At 61.4% G+C, this 17536-nt stretch carries 13 protein-coding genes and 1 tRNA gene; 3 read left to right on the top strand and 11 right to left on the bottom strand.

Translation table 11 applies throughout. The features are described from left to right. Both VJ464_21500 and VJ464_21495 read left to right on the top strand, forming a co-directional pair. On the top strand, positions 1–933 hold a 933-nt coding region (locus VJ464_21500; protein HKQ07716.1), incomplete at its 5' end, for a HEAT repeat domain-containing protein. A 314-nt stretch (positions 934–1247) separates the two neighbouring features. Continuing rightward, a complete protein-coding gene (locus VJ464_21495) occupies positions 1248–2540 on the top strand; it encodes a HEAT repeat domain-containing protein (protein HKQ07715.1) in 1293 nt (430 codons plus the stop codon). A gap of 167 nt (positions 2541–2707) precedes the next feature. Here the strand turns inward: VJ464_21495 and VJ464_21490 are convergent, their stop codons facing one another. The 11 genes from VJ464_21490 to VJ464_21440 form a co-directional block, all read right to left on the bottom strand. Beyond that, the gene (locus VJ464_21490; GenBank protein HKQ07714.1) at positions 2708–4858 is read right to left on the bottom strand and encodes a prolyl oligopeptidase family serine peptidase; all 2151 of its coding nucleotides are present in this window, start codon (positions 4856–4858) and stop codon (positions 2708–2710) included. Between the two features lie 121 nt (positions 4859–4979). Continuing rightward, positions 4980–6227, bottom strand: a complete 1248-nt coding sequence (rho, locus tag VJ464_21485) for a transcription termination factor Rho (protein ID HKQ07713.1) — start codon at positions 6225–6227, stop codon at positions 4980–4982. A 221-nt stretch (positions 6228–6448) separates the two neighbouring features. Beyond that, positions 6449–7165, bottom strand: coding sequence for a ribosome biogenesis GTP-binding protein YihA/YsxC (gene yihA, locus VJ464_21480; GenBank protein HKQ07712.1), 717 nt, complete (start codon positions 7163–7165; stop codon positions 6449–6451). Positions 7166–7180: 15 nt separating this feature from the next. Beyond that, positions 7181–9610 (bottom strand): endopeptidase La, encoded by a 2430-nt coding sequence (lon, locus tag VJ464_21475; protein ID HKQ07711.1) that lies wholly within the window; start codon positions 9608–9610, stop codon positions 7181–7183. 84 nt (positions 9611–9694) lie between these two features. Next, entirely contained in the window at positions 9695–10927 is a 1233-nt protein-coding gene (clpX, locus tag VJ464_21470) for an ATP-dependent Clp protease ATP-binding subunit ClpX (protein HKQ07710.1), read from the bottom strand. Positions 10928–11061: 134 nt separating this feature from the next. Next, positions 11062–11673, bottom strand: a complete 612-nt coding sequence (gene clpP, locus VJ464_21465; protein HKQ07709.1) for an ATP-dependent Clp endopeptidase proteolytic subunit ClpP — start codon at positions 11671–11673, stop codon at positions 11062–11064. A gap of 103 nt (positions 11674–11776) precedes the next feature. Then, positions 11777–13348: a trigger factor gene (gene tig / locus VJ464_21460; GenBank protein ID HKQ07708.1), complete on the bottom strand. Its 1572-nt coding sequence runs from the start codon at positions 13346–13348 to the stop codon at positions 11777–11779. A gap of 83 nt (positions 13349–13431) precedes the next feature. After that, positions 13432–13513 (bottom strand) — tRNA-Leu (locus VJ464_21455). A gap of 179 nt (positions 13514–13692) precedes the next feature. After that, on the bottom strand, positions 13693–13917 hold the full coding sequence (locus tag VJ464_21450) for a hypothetical protein (protein HKQ07707.1): 225 nt from the start codon (positions 13915–13917) through the stop codon (positions 13693–13695). A 96-nt stretch (positions 13918–14013) separates the two neighbouring features. Further along, a complete protein-coding gene (locus VJ464_21445; GenBank protein ID HKQ07706.1) occupies positions 14014–15093 on the bottom strand; it encodes a hypothetical protein in 1080 nt (359 codons plus the stop codon). Positions 15094–15187: 94 nt separating this feature from the next. Beyond that, entirely contained in the window at positions 15188–15340 is a 153-nt protein-coding gene (locus VJ464_21440; GenBank protein HKQ07705.1) for a hypothetical protein, read from the bottom strand. 173 nt (positions 15341–15513) lie between these two features. Here VJ464_21440 and VJ464_21435 point away from each other — a divergent pair, with 173 nt between their 5' ends. Next, entirely contained in the window at positions 15514–17457 is a 1944-nt protein-coding gene (locus VJ464_21435) for a tetratricopeptide repeat protein (GenBank protein ID HKQ07704.1), read from the top strand. Positions 17458–17536 lie beyond the last annotated feature (79 nt).

The raw sequence follows: 17536 nt of genomic DNA, 5'->3' as shown, positions 1-17536 counted from the left end.
GAGCCGGGAGCGCCACCGACGCCAGCGGCACCGCCTGACCCGGCGCTCGCGCCGGCTGCTGAACCTCCAGCCTTGCCTGCCGCGCCGCCTGCCGCAGCGCCGCCACAAGCGCCGGCTGTCGCGCCGACCGCGCCCGCGCCGCCACAAGCGCCGCTCAGCCAGCAAGACAAGGACGCCGCCGTCGAAGCGTTGCGCGAGGCATTGAAGGACAGCGATGCCGAGATGCGCGAGCAGGCGCTCTTCTCGTTGTCGCAAATCCGTGGCGCGCGCGCTACGGAAGCCATCGTCGCGGCGTTGAAGGATCAGAATTCCGAAGTGCGCGAGAAGGCCGCCTGGGCGCTCGGCCTGCGGCGTGGCGAAGGATTGGTCGAAGCGCTCATCGCCGTCTTGCACGACGAGAACGCCGGCGTCCGTGAGAAAGCCGCCTGGGCGCTCGGCTTGAGAGGCAACCGCAGCGCCGTCGAGCCGTTGATCGAAGCCTTGAAGGATAAGAGCGCCGATGTGCGCGGGACAGCCGCGTGGGCTTTAGGGTTGCGCGGCGACGCGCGCGCCATCAAAGCCTTGAACGCCGCGACCAAAGACGAGAACCGCGAGGTGCGCAGCCGCGCCCTGTGGGCGCTAGGCATGTTGCTGATGCGCAGCGGCCAAGCGGCGGCCACTGGCAATAACGATCATGACATCGATGTGGATGTCGAAGGCAGAGTCCGCGGCGGTGTCGCTGGTGGCGTTGTGGGCGGCGTCGCGAGCGGCGTCGGTGCGGGCAGCGGCGTTGGCAACGGCATCGGCAACGGCATCGGTGGTGGCGTCGGCGGTGGCGTTAGTGGCGGCGTCGGTGGCGGGGTTTCAGGCGGCGTTGGCACCGGACACGGGCGCAAGCGGCTGCGGCCCGCGACCCGCAACGCCGATCAGCCGCCCGCAACGAAGCAACCGTGAAGGACTGAGACGGCTGCGGCCCGCGGCATCGTTTGTTGTTCAGTTGTGCCGTGCTCGACTCTAAAGCGGAATTCAGTCGGGGTAGCGCAATCTGTTAGCTTGCGCGAGTCGCTGCGCAAGCTAACAGATTGCGCTACAGGGCGACACCAATTTGCAAACTACTTAAGCGTCTGGAAGTGCCTGCCGGATGCGCCGCCCGAAAGCGGCATTCATTACAAACCGATTGGTGATTGATCAGAGGCGGAATCGCGCCCGGCAAAGCCGGGTCGAGGCGGCGACGCGTTTTCATTCGTTCATCGGAAGGAGCAAGTGACATGAGGAAACTGATGTTGAGCCTGGCGGCCTTGATGATCATGGGCATCGGCTTTGCCACCTATTCAATGCAGGCGACGAGCGCGCCGCAAACCGCTCCCGATTTGCAAGAGAAGATTCGCATGCTCGGTTCCGCCAATCCTATAGAGCGGGCCTCGGCGGCCTGCCAGATCGGCGAGATGGGCAAGCAGGCGGCGGCGGCAATCCCGCAGTTGATTGCGTTGCTTGGCGACGATACACCCATCAATGCGCAGCTCGATTGCAACCAGCACAACAGCATGATGGGCAAGCACAACTACGTCGAGCACACGACGCCGGGCGAGCGAGCCGCTGCCGCGCTCGCCGTGATGGGCAGCCCGGCGGTCGATCCGCTCATCAGCGTGTTGCGTGACGCGCAGCCGGTGGCGCGCGCCAACGCGGCGTGGGCGCTGGGCATCATCAAAGACCCGCGCACCGTCGCGCCGCTGATTGCCGCCGCTAAAGATGCCGAGGTGCGGGTGCGCGAGCACGCGACCTGGGGGCTGGGCCTCAAGCATGACCGCAGCGTCGTCGAGCCGCTCGTTGCCGCACTCGGCGACCGCGAAGCATCGGTGCGCGAGAAGGCTGCATGGTCGCTGGGGCTGCAAGGCGATCAACGCTCAGTCGCGCCGCTGGTCGAAGCTTTGCGCGATGATAATGTGAAAGTGCGCGAGCAGGTTGCCTGGGCGCTCGGCTTGAAGGGCGACGAAACAGCGGTCGAGCCGCTGGCCCTGGCGCTCAGAGATCATAGCCCGGAGGTTCGCGAGAAAGCCGCGTGGGCGCTCGGGCTCAAAGGCGACCAGCGCGCCGTCGAGTCGCTGATGGGCGCTTTGAAAGACGAGACGGCAGAGGTGCGCAAGCAGGCCGCATGGGCGCTCGGCTTGAAGGGCGATCACCGCGCCGTTCCCGCATTGAATCAGGCGATGAAAGATCAACAGCACGAAGTCCGCAAGACCGCCGCGTGGGCGCTCGGCTTGATCCTGATGCGCGACGGCAAAGCGGTGGATGCGAACCTCGACCTCGATCTCGACAAAGACATTGACGTGGATGTGGACGCTGATGTGGACATGGACGTAGACGTGGACGTTGATATAGACACAAAGGACGAGCATGAAGGGACGCGCGGTGAAGCGATGATGCCGCGCCCGACGCCAACGCCGACGCCGATACCGCGCGCCACGCCCACCCCCAGGCCGACTTCGGTGATGAATGTCGCGCCGGCAGAGAAGATCAGGCAGAAGACGCGGCGCAAGGCGACGACTGCGCCGAATCAATGAAGCGATTCAAATAATGGCAAGCGCCATCCAGAGAGCGGGTTTCAGATAAGCTTGGCCAGAGGAGTCGCCACAAAGGCATGAAGAAGCACAAAGCAGATCGTGATGCTTTGTGCTTCTTCATGCCTTTGTGGCCAAGGCTCAATCTACCGGCAAGCCACCATAGGGAATTAATTCGTCGCCACGTTCATGTTGAGGGCGCGAACCAGGAAGCCCCAGCGGTCGGCGACCTCTTCGATCTGCTTCGAGGTCGGCTTGCCGGCGCCGTGGCCGGCGCGAGTTTCGATGCGGATCAAAATGGGATTCGGCCCCGCCTGCGCCGCCTGCATGGCCGCCGCGAATTTGAAGCTGTGCAAAGGCACGACGCGATCATCATGATCAGCGGTGGTGATCAACGTCGGCGGGTAGGCTGTCCCCGGCTTGATGTTGTGTAGCGGCGAATAGGCGTACAGCGCCTTGAACTCTTCGGGGTTATCCGCCGAGCCATAATCCGATACCCATGCCCAGCCGATAGTGAACTTCTGGAAGCGCAGCATGTCCATCACGCCAACCGCCGGCAATGTCGCGCCGAACAACTCGGGCCGCTGCGTCATCGCCGCGCCGACCAGCAAGCCGCCGTTGCTGCCGCCAAAGATCGCCAACTTTGGGGTCGAAGTGTACTTGTTGGCAATCAGCCACTCAGCCGCCGCAATGAAGTCGTCGAAGACGTTCTGCTTCTTGAGCTTCATGCCGCCCTGGTGCCAATCTTCGCCATACTCGCTGCCGCCGCGCAGGTTCGGCACCGCATAGACGCCGCCCATCTCCATCCACACCAGGTTGCCGACGCTGAAGGCCGGCGTCAGCGAGACGTTGAAGCCGCCGTAGCCATACAGCAGCGTCGGGTTCTGGCCGTCGAGCTTCAGGCCTTTCTTGTAGGTGATAATCATCGGTACGCGCGTGCCGTCTTTGCTGTTGTAGAAGACCTGCTTCGATTCGTAGTCCGCGGTGTTGAAGTCCACCTTCGGGGCGCGAAAGACCGTGCTGCGGCCCGTTCGCATGTCGTAACGGTAAACCGTCGCCGGCGTCGTGTAGCTGGTGAAGCTATAAAAGGTTTCTTGATCCGCGCGCTTGCCGCCGAAGCCGCTGGCGGTGCCGATGCCCGGCAGCGCGACTTCGCGCACCAGCTTGCCCTTCAGGTCATACACCTTGATCTGTGTGTGCGCGTCCTTCAGATACGAAGTTACCAGCAGGCCGCCGACGACGTTGGCGGCTTCGAGCGTTTCCGCCGCTTGCGGCACGACCGTCTTCCAGTTCGCCGCGTCGAGTTTTGTAACGTCAACCGCAATGACCTTGCCGCGCGGCGCGTCGCGGTCGGTGCGTAGCCAGAAGGTCGTGCCGTCGTTGTCTATGAAGCTGTAACGCGCATCGCCCTGGTCGAGCAGCGGCTTAACCATCGCGTCTTGCGCCTGGAGGTCTTTATAGAAAAGTCGGTTGCGGCGGTCTGTGCCCTGCGTGGCGCTGACGAGCAGGTAGCGGCCATCGTTTGTGACCAAGCCGTTGATGTTCCATTCCTTCTGATCGGGGCGCTCGTAGACGAGCAGGTCTTCCGCCTGCGGCGTGCCGAGCTTGTGATAGTAGAGCTTGTGAAAATAATTCGCGCCGGTCATCTGCGTGGCGGCCTTCGGCTCGTCGTAGCGGCTATAGAAGAATCCCTTGCCGTCTTTGGTCCACGACGCGCCGCTGAACTTCACCCAGCGCACCAGGTCAGGCAAATCCTTCGCCGTGGCGACATCGCGGACATGCCACTCCTGCCAGTCGGAGCCGGCCTGGGCGATGCCGTAAGCCAGCAGCCTCCCGTCATCGCTCACTTCTATCCCCGACAGCGCCACCGTGCCGTCCGTCGATAACGTGTTCGGGTTGAGCAAGACTTGCGGCGCGGCGTCGAGCGCCGTCGTGGTGTAGAGCACGCTCTGGTCTTGCAGGCCGTTGTTCTTCATGTAGAAGTAACGGTCGCCCTGCCGCTCAGGCAGACCATAGCGCTCGTAGTCCCACAGCCGCGTCAGCCGCTGCTTGATCTGCGCGCGCGCCGGTATCTCGTTCAGGTAAGCGAACGTCAAATGGTTCTGCGCTTCGACCCAGGCGCGGGTTTCCGCCGAGTCGAGGTCTTCAAGCCAACGGTAAGGGTCGGCGACTTTGACGCCGTGATAATCGTCAACCTGGTCAACTTTTTTCGATTCTGGGTACACAAGTTTCTTTGCCGTCTGCGCCGCGACGGGCGCCAGGGTGATCGCCAGCGCCACGAGGCTTGCGGCGACGGCGGATAAGCCTTTGAGCAATTTCATGGGGGGAGCTCCTTCAACATGAAGACAGTGAACGGCAGATGCGCCGCCGGGATGTTTGATCTGGCGGCGAAGAGCGGCCCGCGCCATTGCGAGCCGCTCTTCGCCGAGGTGAGCAACGCGGCTACGACTGCATCGAGTCGAGGAAGTCCGAGTTGGTCTTCGTGCGGCTGAGCTTGTCGAGCAACAGCTCCATCGCTTCCGTCGGCGACAACTGCGATAGCACGCGGCGGAGGACGATGATGCGGTTGAAGTCGGCTGGCGCCAGCAGCAGCTCTTCCTTGCGCGTCCCCGACTTGTTGATATCGATGCTCGGGAAGATGCGCTTCTCGGTGAGCTTGCGGTCGAGGTTGATTTCGAGGTTGCCGGTGCCCTTGAACTCTTCGAAGATGACGTCGTCCATGCGCGACCCTGTATCGATCAGCGCCGTGGCGATGATCGTTAGAGAGCCGCCCTCTTCGATGTTGCGCGCCGAGCCGAAGAAGCGCTTCGGCTTTTGCAGGGCGTTCGAATCGATACCGCCCGACAGAATCTTGCCCGATGGCGGCACCACGGCGTTGTGGGCGCGCGCCAGGCGGGTGATCGAGTCGAGCAGGATGACCACATCGCGGCGGTATTCGACCAGGCGCTTGGCTTTCTCGATCACCATGTCAGCGACCTGCACGTGGCGCGTCGGCGGCTCGTCAAAGGTCGAGCTGATGACTTCGCCATGAACGGAGCGCTGCATGTCTGTGACTTCTTCCGGGCGCTCATCGATCAACAGGACGATGAGCGTCACCTCAGGGTGATTGCGGGTGATCGAGTTGGCGATGTTCTGAAGCAGCATGGTCTTGCCGGTGCGCGGCGGCGCGACGATTAAGGCGCGCTGCCCCTTGCCGATGGGCGTCATCAAATCGAGGACGCGCCCGGCAAGGTTTTCCGGGTCGGATTCCAGCTTCAATCGCTCGTCCGGGTAGAGCGGCGTCAGGTTGTCGAAGAAGACGCGGTCGCGCGCCATCTCCGGCGGCTCGAAGTTGATGGCCTCGACTTTGATGAGTGCGAAGTAACGCTCGCCTTCTTTCGGCGGGCGAATCTGGCCGCTGATCGTGTCGCCCGTGCGCAGATCGAACTTGCGAATCTGCGACGGGCTGACGTAGATATCGTCAGGGCCGGGCAGGTAGTTATAATCCGGGGCGCGCAGAAAGCCGAAGCCGTCGGGCAAGGTTTCCAGCACACCTTCGGAAAAGATCAGGCCGCTCTTTTCGGTCTGCGCCTGCAAGATTTTGAAGATCAGCTCCTGCTTGCGCATGCCCGTGGCGCCTGCGATGTCGAGTTCCTTGGCGATCTGTGTCAGCTTCGAGATGGACATGTCCTTGAGATCGCCGATGTCCATAAGCTCGTTTACGTCTTCTGCCATAATCGTTCTGAATTCCTCGTTGGGTTCGTCGCCTGCCGGGCAGGCGGGAGAGTTATTGTCACAGGGGAAACAATCGGGCTTCGGGGAAGCTGTCGCTCCGGTGTCTGCGGATTGTCCTGGCGGATTCAGGCAGCCGCTCTGGCGGTTTGCTGACCGTGATGAGGATTGGAATTCAAGACAGGTTAATGACGAGTCTTTCAATCCGCATGCGACCCAGAGGGTTTCACGAGCGGTTTCCCGGATCCGAAATCAGCAACCCGTGTGGTGATTTCTTTCCAGATGCGATCCGCGCCACTACGCGTGACCGCAGAGTAAGCAATGATCGGCTCTTCTTTTCCCAGCACCGCCGACGCGTGTTTCAAATTGGCCCGCAACTGGTTGCTACTGAGCTTGTCCGCTTTGGTTGCTATGATGACGAATGGCTTTCCCCTTTCGCGTAACCACTCTTTCATCAGCAGGTCTAGCTTGGAAGGCTCGTGCCGCGCGTCGGTGATAAAAATAGATAGCACAAGGTTTGGCCGCGATGCAAGGTATTTCTCAATCATCGGCCCCCACTCGCGCTTCACTTCGCTCGGCACGCGCGCGTAGCCATAGCCCGGCAGATCGACGCAATAGAACGCTTGATTGATCAGAAAGAAGTTGATCAGTTGCGTGCGTCCGGGCGTCGAGCTGGTCTTGGCCAGGCCCTTCACACCCAGCAGGCTGTTTATCAAAGAGGACTTGCCGACGTTCGACCGGCCCATAAAGGCGACCTCGGGACGCCCGTCGCGCGGGTAATGCTCAGGGCTGGTGGCGCTCTTGATGAACTGGGCGCTCTTAACTTTCATAGTGACAAGTGACAAGTGACAAGTGACAAGAAGCGCGCCCGCGAAGCTCGCGAGAATTCCTCGTGACAACGTCTTGTCACTTGTCACTTGTCACTTGTCACCCTACTCAAGTGCTGGCGTCGAAGTCGGCGCGTCGGCGGGCGGCTGACTCCAGAGCGGCACGGCGGTCGGCAGGTCAGACTTCGGTAAGGGCGCTTCGAGCGCCACCTGCCAGACCTGGTCAATCGAATCGACCGTGTGAATCGTCAGCGCCTGCTTCACGTCTTCGGGGAGTTCAACCAGGTCTTTGGCGTTCTCCTTCGGGATGACGACGTTGGTGATGCCTGTGCGGTGCGCCGCCAGCAATTTCTCTTTGACGCCGCCGATGGGCAGCACCTTGCCGCGCAGGGTGATCTCGCCGGTCATGGCGGCGTCGCGGCGGATCGGCGTGTTGGTCAGCACACTGACAATCGCCGTGGCGATGGCGATGCCTGCCGAGGGGCCATCTTTCGGGATGGCGCCTTCGGGGACGTGCAGGTGCAGGTCATACTTCTTGTGAAAGTCGGGATTGATGCCCAGCCGCTTGGCTCGCGTGCGCACGCACGAAAGCGCCGCGCGCGCCGATTCCTGCATCACCTCGCCGAGCTTGCCCGTCAGCGTGATGTTGCCGCGCCCTTGCATCAAGGTCGCTTCGATATGCAGCACCTCGCCGCCGACTTCCGTCCACGCCAGGCCCGTCGCCAGCCCGACTTCGCTCTGCTCGGCAATCGATTGCGGGCGGAAGCGCGTCGGCCCCAGCAACTCCTTGACGGCTTCGTCGGTCACGGCGATCTGGTAATTCGTCGGGTCTTCGCCGGTCAGCATCTTGCGGGCGATCTTGCGCAGCACCGAAGCGATCTCGCGCTCCAGGTTGCGGACGCCGGCTTCGCGCGTGTAATACTGCACAATCGTGCGCAGGCCGTCGTCGGTGAAGTCTACCTGCTCGGGCTTCAGGCCGTTTGCTTCAAGCTGCTTGCGCAGCAGGTGACGGCTGGCGATTTCGAGCTTCTCGCGCTCGGTGTAGCCGGGCAGCCGGGTGATCTCCAGACGATCTTGCAAGGCCGGCGGGATGGTGTGCAGCACGTTCGCCGTGGCGATGAACATGACGTTCGACAGGTCATACTCAACGTCGAGGTAGTGATCGTGGAAGGCGAAGTTCTGCTCAGGGTCCAGCACTTCGAGCAGGGCTGCCGACGGGTCGCCGCGGAAATCCATGCCGAGCTTGTCGACTTCGTCGAGCATGATGAGCGGATTGACGGTGCCGGCCTTCTTCATCATCTGAATGATCTGGCCGGGCAGCGCGCCGATGTAGGTGCGGCGGTGGCCGCGAATCTCGGCCTCGTCGCGCACGCCGCCTAAGCTGAGGCGCACGAACTTGCGGCCCGTCGCCTTGGCAATCGAGCGCCCGAGGCTGGTCTTGCCGACGCCCGGCGGGCCGACGAAGCAGAGGATCGAGCCTCTCGGCTTGTCCACCAGCTGGCGCACGGCGAGGTATTCGAGGATGCGCTCTTTGACTTTCTCAAGCCCATAATGGTCGGCGTCCAACACGTCCTGCGCGGCGCGGATATCGCGCACCTCTTCGGACTTGTCTTTCCACGGCACCGCCAGCAGCCAGTCGAGGTAGTTACGCGACACCGTCGATTCGGCGGACATCGGCGGCATCTGCTCTAAACGGCGCAACTCGGCGATGGCCTTCTCGTAGGCGTCTTTCGACATGCCGGCGGATTCAATCTTCTGCTTCAGCTCTTCGAGCTCGGCCTTCTCGTCCTTGCGGCCCAGCTCTTTGTGAATCGCCTTGATCTTCTCGTTGAGGTAATACTCTTTCTGGGCGCGCTCCATCTGCCGCTTGACGCGGCCGTGGATGGCGCGATCCACCTGAATCTTTTCGAGCTCGACTTCGAGCACTTCGACCAGCCGCGTCAAGCGCTCTTGCAGGCCGAAGATTTCAAGCAAGCCCTGTTTGTCCTCGACGGAAATCTTCAGGTTCGAAGCGATGGTGTCGCACAAGCGCGCCGGGTCGTCATTGCGCAGCGCGGCGGTCAGCGTCTCCGGGTTGCTCAGCTCTGTCGACTGGCGCACGTACTGATCGACCAGCGAGCCGATGCGCCCGATCAGCGAGTTCATGCGCGAGCGCGGCTCGGCGGCCTCGGCGTGGGTGCGCAGGGTCGCCATCCAGAAGTCGCCGTTGTCTTCGATGCGCACGGTGCGGGCGCGCTCTAATCCCTCGACCATCACCTTGATGTTGCCGTCGGGCAGGCGCAGGTTGTGTGTGATGCGCGCGATGGTGCCGATGGAGTAGACCTGTTCGCTCGACGGCTCGTCAATCGTCGCGTCGTGCTGAGTCGCCAGGAAGATCGTCTTATCACCGCGCAACGCCGCTTCCAGCGCCCGGACACTCGCCGGGCGTCCGATGACGAAGGCAACGATGGTGTAGGGAAAGACGACCACGTCCCGTATGGGAACCATTGGGCATCTCACAACGTCGTTCGGAGTGCTGTCGCTGAATTCATTCATGGTATGAAAAGGTGTTGGACGTTAAGTGTTGGGTGTTGGGCCGGAGCAAACCGACACCCGACACCCAACACCTGAAACCCGGCATTAGCCGGCTTTTTCAAGGACAGGGAACGTTGCGCGACGGCTCTCGACCATTTCGCGCGTGACCACAAACTCTTTGACCTTCTTGTAGGAGGGCAGCATGTACATCACGTCGAGCATCAACTCTTCCAAGATCATGCGCAAGCCGCGCGCCCCGACCTTGCGCGTGTAGGCCAGATGCGCCACCGTCTGGATGGCGTCGTCGGTGAAGCGCAGCTTGACGCCTTCGTACTCGAAGAGCTTCTGGTACTGTTTGACCAGCGCGTTCTTCGGCTCGGTGAGAATCTCGACCAGCGCCACCTCATCCAGCTCGTGCAAGGTGCCGGCGACCGGCAAGCGCCCGACGAACTCCGGAATCAGGCCGTACTTGATCATGTCTTCCGGCTCGACCATCGCCAGCGTGTCGCTCAGCTTCTTCTTGTGGACGCTGGTGACGTTGGCGTTAAAGCCGAGCGCCTTGCGGCCGATGCGTTTCTCGATGACCTTTTCCAGTCCAACGAAGGCGCCGCCGCAGATGAAGAGAATGTTGGTGGTGTCGACGGGGAAGAATTCCTGGTGCGGGTGCTTGCGCCCGCCCTGCGGCGGGACGTTGGCGACCGTGCCTTCGAGGATTTTCAGCAGCGCCTGCTGCACGCCTTCGCCCGACACGTCGCGGGTGATCGAAGGGTTTTCGTCCTTGCGGCAAATCTTATCGATCTCGTCGATGTAGATGATGCCGGTCTGGGCGCGCTCGATATCGCCGTTGGCGGCTTGCAGCAACTTCAGGATGATGTTCTCGACATCTTCGCCGACATAGCCGGCCTCCGTCAGCGTCGTCGCATCAACGATGCAGAAAGGCACGTTGAGCATGCGCGCCAGCGTCTGCGCGAGCAGGGTCTTGCCCGTCCCCGTCGGCCCGATCAGCAGGATGTTGGACTTCTGAATCTCGATATCGGAAGAGCGCCGCTTGAGCATATCGATGCGTTTGTAATGCTGGTAGACAGCGACGGCGAGCTTCTTCTTGGTCTCTTCCTGGCCGATGACGTAATCGTCGAGGAAGGCTTTGATCTCGACCGGCTTGGGCAAAGGCGGGCGGCGGGCGGCGGTCTCCTGCTGTTGATCATCGGTGATGATCTCGTTGCAGATATCGATGCACTCGTTGCAAATATAAACGGTCGGCCCGGCAATTAGCTTCTTGACTTCATTCTGCGACTTGCCGCAGAACGAACAGCGCAATGTGTCGTCGCCTCGTCTCATCCACTCTCCAATCCTAGCAGAAGGTCTTGCAGTCTACGTTTCACAAACGGGGGCAGTCTGGGAAGGTAAAAGTAAAAAGTAAAAAGGTAAAAGTTCCATTCAACTTTTGCCTTTTGCCTTTTTACTTTTGCCTTTCACTCTCTGTGCGTAATCACCTGATCGATCAACCCGTACTCTTTCGCCTGCTCGGCGCTCATGATGCGGTCGCGCTCGACGTCGTGTTCGATGACTTCGATTGACTGGCCGCTGTGCCGCGCCAGTATCTGGCTGGTCAGCGCCCGCATGCGCATGATCTCTTCGGCATGAATGCGAATGTCTGTGGCCTGGCCCGAAATGCCGCCGATTGACGGCTGATGAATCAGGATGCGCGAATTCGGCAGCGCGAAGCGCTTGCCCGCCGCCCCGGCCGTCAACAGCAGCGCGCCCATCGAAGCCGCCTGGCCGACACAGATCGTCGTCACGTCGGGACGGATGAACTGCATCGTGTCGTAGATGGCCATGCCGGCAGTGATCGAGCCGCCGGGGCTGTTGATGTAGAGCGAGATGTCGCGGTCGGGGTCTTCGGCTTCAAGAAACAGCAATTGGGCGACGACCAGATTGGCAATCGTATCGTCAATCGGCGTACCGATGAAAATGATGTTGTCTTTAAGTAGCCGCGAGTAGATGTCGAAAGCGCGCTCGCCGCGTGCGGTCTGCTCGACGACCATCGGTACCAATGCCATTTGCTTTTCGGTCTCCTTGGAAATCTTGCCGGCCACGGGATTATTATACTTCCCCGTCAGCCCGGCGGGAAGTTACTTTTTCATTGCGGCCCGCGCGTCAATGTTTTACGGGCGCAACTAAGGGCGCTCACTCGCCGCCCGCTTCAGCCGGATTTGCGCCGGCCTCGGCGCTTGCCGCCGCTTCCGGCGCGCTCTTATCGGCCTGCGCGGCAGCCGCTTCGGGCTGGTCGGCTTCGGCGTCGGCGGCGCGCAGTCCTTCGACTTCTTCGGTTTTCAATGCGGCGGAAGCGATGACGAGATCGAGGGCTTTTTGTTGTCTAACCTGCTCTTTGATGCTATCGAGCGCCTCTTCCTTTGTCAACCGGGCCTTGGCCGCCGCTACGGTTTCGCCGCGCTGTGCGGCATAGGCTTCAATCTCGTGGTTCAAATCTTCTTCGCTGACTTCGATCTTCTCGTCGTCGGCGATGCGATCAAGGATGAACATGCCGCGCACGTCGCGCTCGGCGCGCTCGCGCTGGCCGGCGCGAATCTCTTCCCAATCCAGGCGCATCTGGCGCGGGTCAATGCCGCTTGAAAAGAGCTGGTCGAGCAGCGTGTTGAAGCGCGAATTGATCTGCCGCTCAAGGATGAAATCGGGAACCGCAAACTGGTAACGCTCGATCAATGCCTCCATCGCGGCGTTGCGCAACTCGTCTTCGCCGCGATGCTCGGCTTGATGCTCCATCTGATGGCGCAGGTCTGCACGCAGCTCGTCGAGGGTCTGGAACTTTTCGTCAACCCCTTGAGCGAACACGTCGTCAACCTCTGGCAGTTCTTTAGCGCGCACGGCGGTGACGGTGGCCGTGTAATCGACCTTGCGCCCGGCGAAACGCTCCGGCTTGTACTCTGCCGGGTAGGCGACCGTGAAGCGGCGCTCGTCGCCGGGGCGCACGCCGCTCAACGCTTCGGTGAACTCCTTGAGCACGTTGGCGCCGCCGAGGGTAATCTCGACATCGTCTTGTTTAATCTCTTCCGGCTCTGCCGCGGCTTCTGACTTCGCCTCCGGCGCGGCTTCAGCGGCGGCCTGGTCGCTGGCTTCATCGCTGGACTTGTCGCCGGCTTCGTCGCTTGCGGCTGTGGCTTCTTCCGCTGATTGAGCGGTATCGGCATCGGCTTGCGGGTCGGCGGCGGCCTGCGCTTCCAGCCGGCCCGTGAGCGAAACGGTGACGATGTCGCCCGTCTGCGCGCCGCGGTCTTCGACCGGCACTATCTCGGCCTGCCCGTCGCGCAGCCGTTCGATCTCCTGGTCTATATCTTGGTCGCGGATTTTATAAACCCGCTGCGTCAGCGCCAGCCCCTTGTAATCACCGATCTCGAATTCGGGTTTGACCGAAACCGTGATGGTGACGTTGAGGGCGTCGTCGTCGCCGAACTTCAAATCGTCAACCGCCGGCTCGCCGATGACCTTGAGGTCTTTATCAGTGATCGCTTTTTGCAGCGACTCCGGCAGCAGGTGGGCGACGACTTCGTCGCGCAGCTCTTTGCGAAAGCGCGTCTTGATGACCGACTTCGGGGCGTGGCCGGGGCGAAAGCCGGGAATGTTAACCTGGCGGGCGAGGTTGCCGGCGACCTTATCGGTTTCGGCGCGCACGACCTCGCCGGGGATTTCGAGATGCAGTTGCTTTTTGCAATTCTCCTGATCGGTAACAGTGACGTTCATATTGATTATCGGTTGTCGGTAGCCCGCCGTCGGAAATTAGTCATCGATGAGTGGTCTGCGCTGATGACTGACGACCGGCCTGATGCGAAAGGGGGGACTCGAACCCCCACACCTTTCGGTACCAGATCCTAAGTCTGGCGCGTCTGCCAGTTCCGCCACTTTCGCATAATCTATAGCCGTGCATCTGGCTTCTAAGATAATGAGCTTAAAAGATTGGGGTGCGCTTGTCTAGCGGTGCCGGGAACATCGCTCATCGTCGCACGCGAGGCCGCGAGCGGCAATTCAGCGGCGGCGCTGAACGGCGCTTCACGGCCTCGCGTGCGACGATGAGCGACCGTCGACAGCTATTGTGGGCAGGTGTCCTGGTAGTATGTATCACCCGCCTTGATGACGGCCTGGATGCAGCGTTGCAGGGCGAGGTTCGTCACCTGGCCCTCAAGCGTCGTCAACGCCTGCTTGGCCTGCGGCCACACGGCGCAGAATGCTTGACTCGGTTGCGGCTCCTTCTTGAGGGCCGCCTTGATGTCGGCTTTGGTCTGAGGAAGATCATGGGCGTTCTTGATTGACATGACGATTCTCCTTTTCTTTCTGAGGTAATGAGGGGCGGACGAAATTGAGCGATTGCGTCCGCAGGACAACGAGGAGCCGAGGAAGGCGGCGCTGGATTACGGGCAGGCGGGCAGCGCCGTGGCTTTCAAGCTGCCGGCGTTATTGACCGTGATGCGAAAACAAGTCGCGCCGTCGGTCGCCCGCAGGATCACGCCGCTATTCTGGCTCTTGACGTAGACATCGCCGATTTCGACCTGGAGCTTCGCCTTCGGCGCGCTGGTGCCGATGCCAACATTGGCGTTATTGCCCAAGACCACGGAATTGCTCTGTGTGACTTTGGCACGGGCTCCGAGGGCCGTCGCGTTGGTGATCCCTGCGGCCCCGTCCGTGCGGTAGCCGAGCAAGGTGTTTTCGCTGTCGCTGGTATAGGTGTTGCCCGTCTCGAAGCCGATAAACACGTTGCCGCTGCCGGAGACATTGACGTTTCCAGCCCTTGTCCCCAGGAATACATTCTCCTTACCGCTGGTGTTGCCGTAACCGGCCATCCAGCCGAAGAACGCATTCTTATCTCCGCCCTGATTGTTGTTGCCGGCTAAGCTTCCGAAGAAAGAGTTATTGCCCGCCACGTTCGCATAGCCAGCCGCCCGTCCGAAGAAGGCGTTGTCTGAGCCCGCTTGATTGTTATTGCCGCCGGCCCCGTATCCGAAAAACGAATTACCGTAGCCCGTCGTGTTCACGCCGCCAGCGAACGACCCGAAGAAGGCGTTATGCGCGCCGGTCGTATTCTGTACGCCAGCCGCTGCCCCGAAGAAGGCGTTGTCGCCGCCGGTTGTGTTAGCCGTGCCGGCCCTGTAGCCGAAGAAGGCATTCCGTATACCGGTTGTCGTGGTTTGTCCGGCGCTGTCTCCGAAAAAGGCGTTGTAAATGCTGCTGGTTGTCAGCGAGGCACCGGCGTTGGCTCCATAGCAGGTGTTGGACGTAGGGTTGCTCGGGTCTGCGCACCCGCCGCCGGGTTGTGCCGCCGTGGCCGCCGCCAGGCTTGGCGAGCTGCCGGAGGCGACCGCCGCGCGCGCCCGCGGCTGTCTGACCTTGAGAGCCGCAGAGAAGGTTTGCGCTTGCGCCGCATACAGCAAACCTGCCACAAGGACGGCTGCCAAGGCGATTGTGATTGTGCGTGAGAACTGTTTGACTGTCATAAGAATCTCCTTTCTGAGAGTTAACCGCACGGGGACGTTTTCCGTGCGCGGTTGAAGGTTGGCGCCGGAGTCGAGGGCTAATTGACTGCCGGACTCATCTGGGCGGTCGCGGCGGCTTTTCAACAGGCGGGACCGCGATTTCCTGGCCGCAGGTTGCGCAGCGCCCTTTGACGACGGTGTCGCGGCGAGTGACCTTGATCACCTGATGCGTGTGGGTTTTGATCTCGATCCGTCTTTTGATCGCCACCTTGCCTCCGGGCCGCCGCGCGTTTCCTCGCGGAGTTTGCGAATTGCTTAAATCAAGCGCCGGTGCTAGACTCTGCACCCGCGCCCCTCAATGCGTAGCGCAGTATCAGTCAGCGGCGTGGTAAAAGTCCTAAAGCCGAGGATAAAAAATTCCAAAAAAATATAAAGGCGGCGATGATTCCTTCGGCCCGGCAGCTTTACGAATTCGGCCCTTTCCGCCTCGACGCGGCCAGAGGGGTCTTGCGGCGTGGCGAGCAGGTGGTGCCGCTGACGCCGCGGCTGCTGGAGCTGCTGCTGGCGTTTGTCGAAAGCGGCGAGCGGGTGGTCGAAAAAGACGAGTTGATGAGCCGGCTGTGGCCTGACAGCATCGTTGAAGAAGCCAACCTCACGGTGAACGTCTCGGCCTTGCGCCGGGCGCTCGGCCAGCGCGGCAACGAGAACCGCTATATCGTCACCGTTCCTGGGCGCGGCTATCGCTTTGTCGGCGAGGCGAAGCTCGTCACCCTGCAAGAAACAGGGATGCTGCTGGAGCATCACACGCACACGAAAATCGTCATCGAGGAAGAGGACGCCAGTGAGCCGGCGGTGGCGCCCGCCCGTCGCCAAGCGCGCCGCCTGCCGCGTCCGGGCCGTAAGCAACTGGCCGCCATCGCCCTCTTGCTGGCGCTCGGCAGCGTGGTCGGCTACCTCTGGCTTTCCGGGCGGCTGCAAAAATCTGCCGCCGGCGGGCGCTTCAAAAGCGTTGCCGTGCTGCCGTTCAAACTACTCGGCGAGGGCGAGGGCAATGAATACCTCGGCGTCGGCATGGCCGACGCTTTGATCACCCGGCTGAGCGCCATCCGGCAGATCAGCGTGCGCCCGACCAGCGCCATGCTCCGCTACGCCCGACTGGAGAAAGAGGCGGTCACGGTCGGACAAGAATTACAAGTCGATTCGGTGCTGGAAGGGAGCATCCGCAAGTCCGGCGAGCGCGTCCGGGTTACGGTGCAACTGGTCAGCGTCGCCGATGGCGGGCCCGTCTGGGCAGATAAGTTTGACGAGCCTGTCAGCGACGTGTTCACGGTCGAAGACCGGGTGTCTGAGAAGGTCGCCGGGGCGCTCGAGCTGCGGCTGACGGGCGCCGAGAGCCGGCGACTCAGCCGGCGATATACCGATAATACCGAAGCCTACCAGCAATACTTGAAGGGCCGATTCTTTTTAAGCAGCGGCCTCGTGGAGAATATTTATAACGCCATCGCGTGTTTCAACAATGCCATCGCCGCCGACCCCGCCTATGCCCTGGCCTATGCCGGCCTGGCCGACTCGTATACCTATCTCGGCCTGGTCAGGATTTCCGCCCTGTCACCGCATGAAGCGTTCCCGAAAGCGCGCGCCGCTGCCAGCCGGGCGCTGGCCATTGACGAAGAGCTTGCCGAAGCCCACCTGTCGCTGGCGCTGGTGAGATTCCGCTATGACTGGGACTGGGCGGCGGCTGAACAGGAATTCCAGCGAGCCCTCGAACTGAACCCCACTTACGCGGTGACGCATTTCTGGTATGCCGAGTTTTTGCGCTTGATGGTAAGACCGGATGAGGTCGCCAGGGAGATCGCACTGGCCTACGAATATGACCCGCTGTCGCCGGGCATTAATCTGGCAAAATCCATACCCGCCCACATGGCCGGGCAATACGAGCAGGAAGCCGAGATCATCAAGAAAGTGATCGAGAGGAATCCGAACTATCCGCATTCTTACTATGCATTGGGCACTTGTTACACCTTGCAAGGCAGGTACGAAGAGGCTATCGCCGTCTTTGAAAAAGGCGCCGGCCTGGTGGGCCGCAACCCGGATTTATTAGGCAGCCTCGGCTACATCTATGCGAAGATGGGGCGCCGGGACGAGGCGCAACGGGTGCTTGAAGAATTGCGCGCCCTGTCCGAGCGCCAATACGTTCCGCCGGGAATGCTGGCGATGGTGTATTTAGGATTCGGCCAGTATGAAAAGGCCCTGGACTGGCTGGAGAAATCCGTTGACGAGCATGCCACCGGCGTGGTCTACATCAGGAGCGACAGCCGCTTTGCGCCGCTGCGCGCCTATCCGAAATTTGCGGCACTGTTGCGGCGCGTCGGTCTTGCCGATTGAGCGCGGCGGGCCACTGCTTGACACTGCCACGCGGCAAATCTAAGATGAGCTTGCTGCTGCTCTAACTTCAAACTCCCGC

Source organism: Blastocatellia bacterium (assembly GCA_035275065.1).
Classification (GTDB): Bacteria; Acidobacteriota; Blastocatellia; order UBA7656; family UBA7656; genus DATENM01.
Note: the sequence above shows the minus strand (reverse complement) of the source record. Positions and strands in the feature narration are given on the sequence as shown.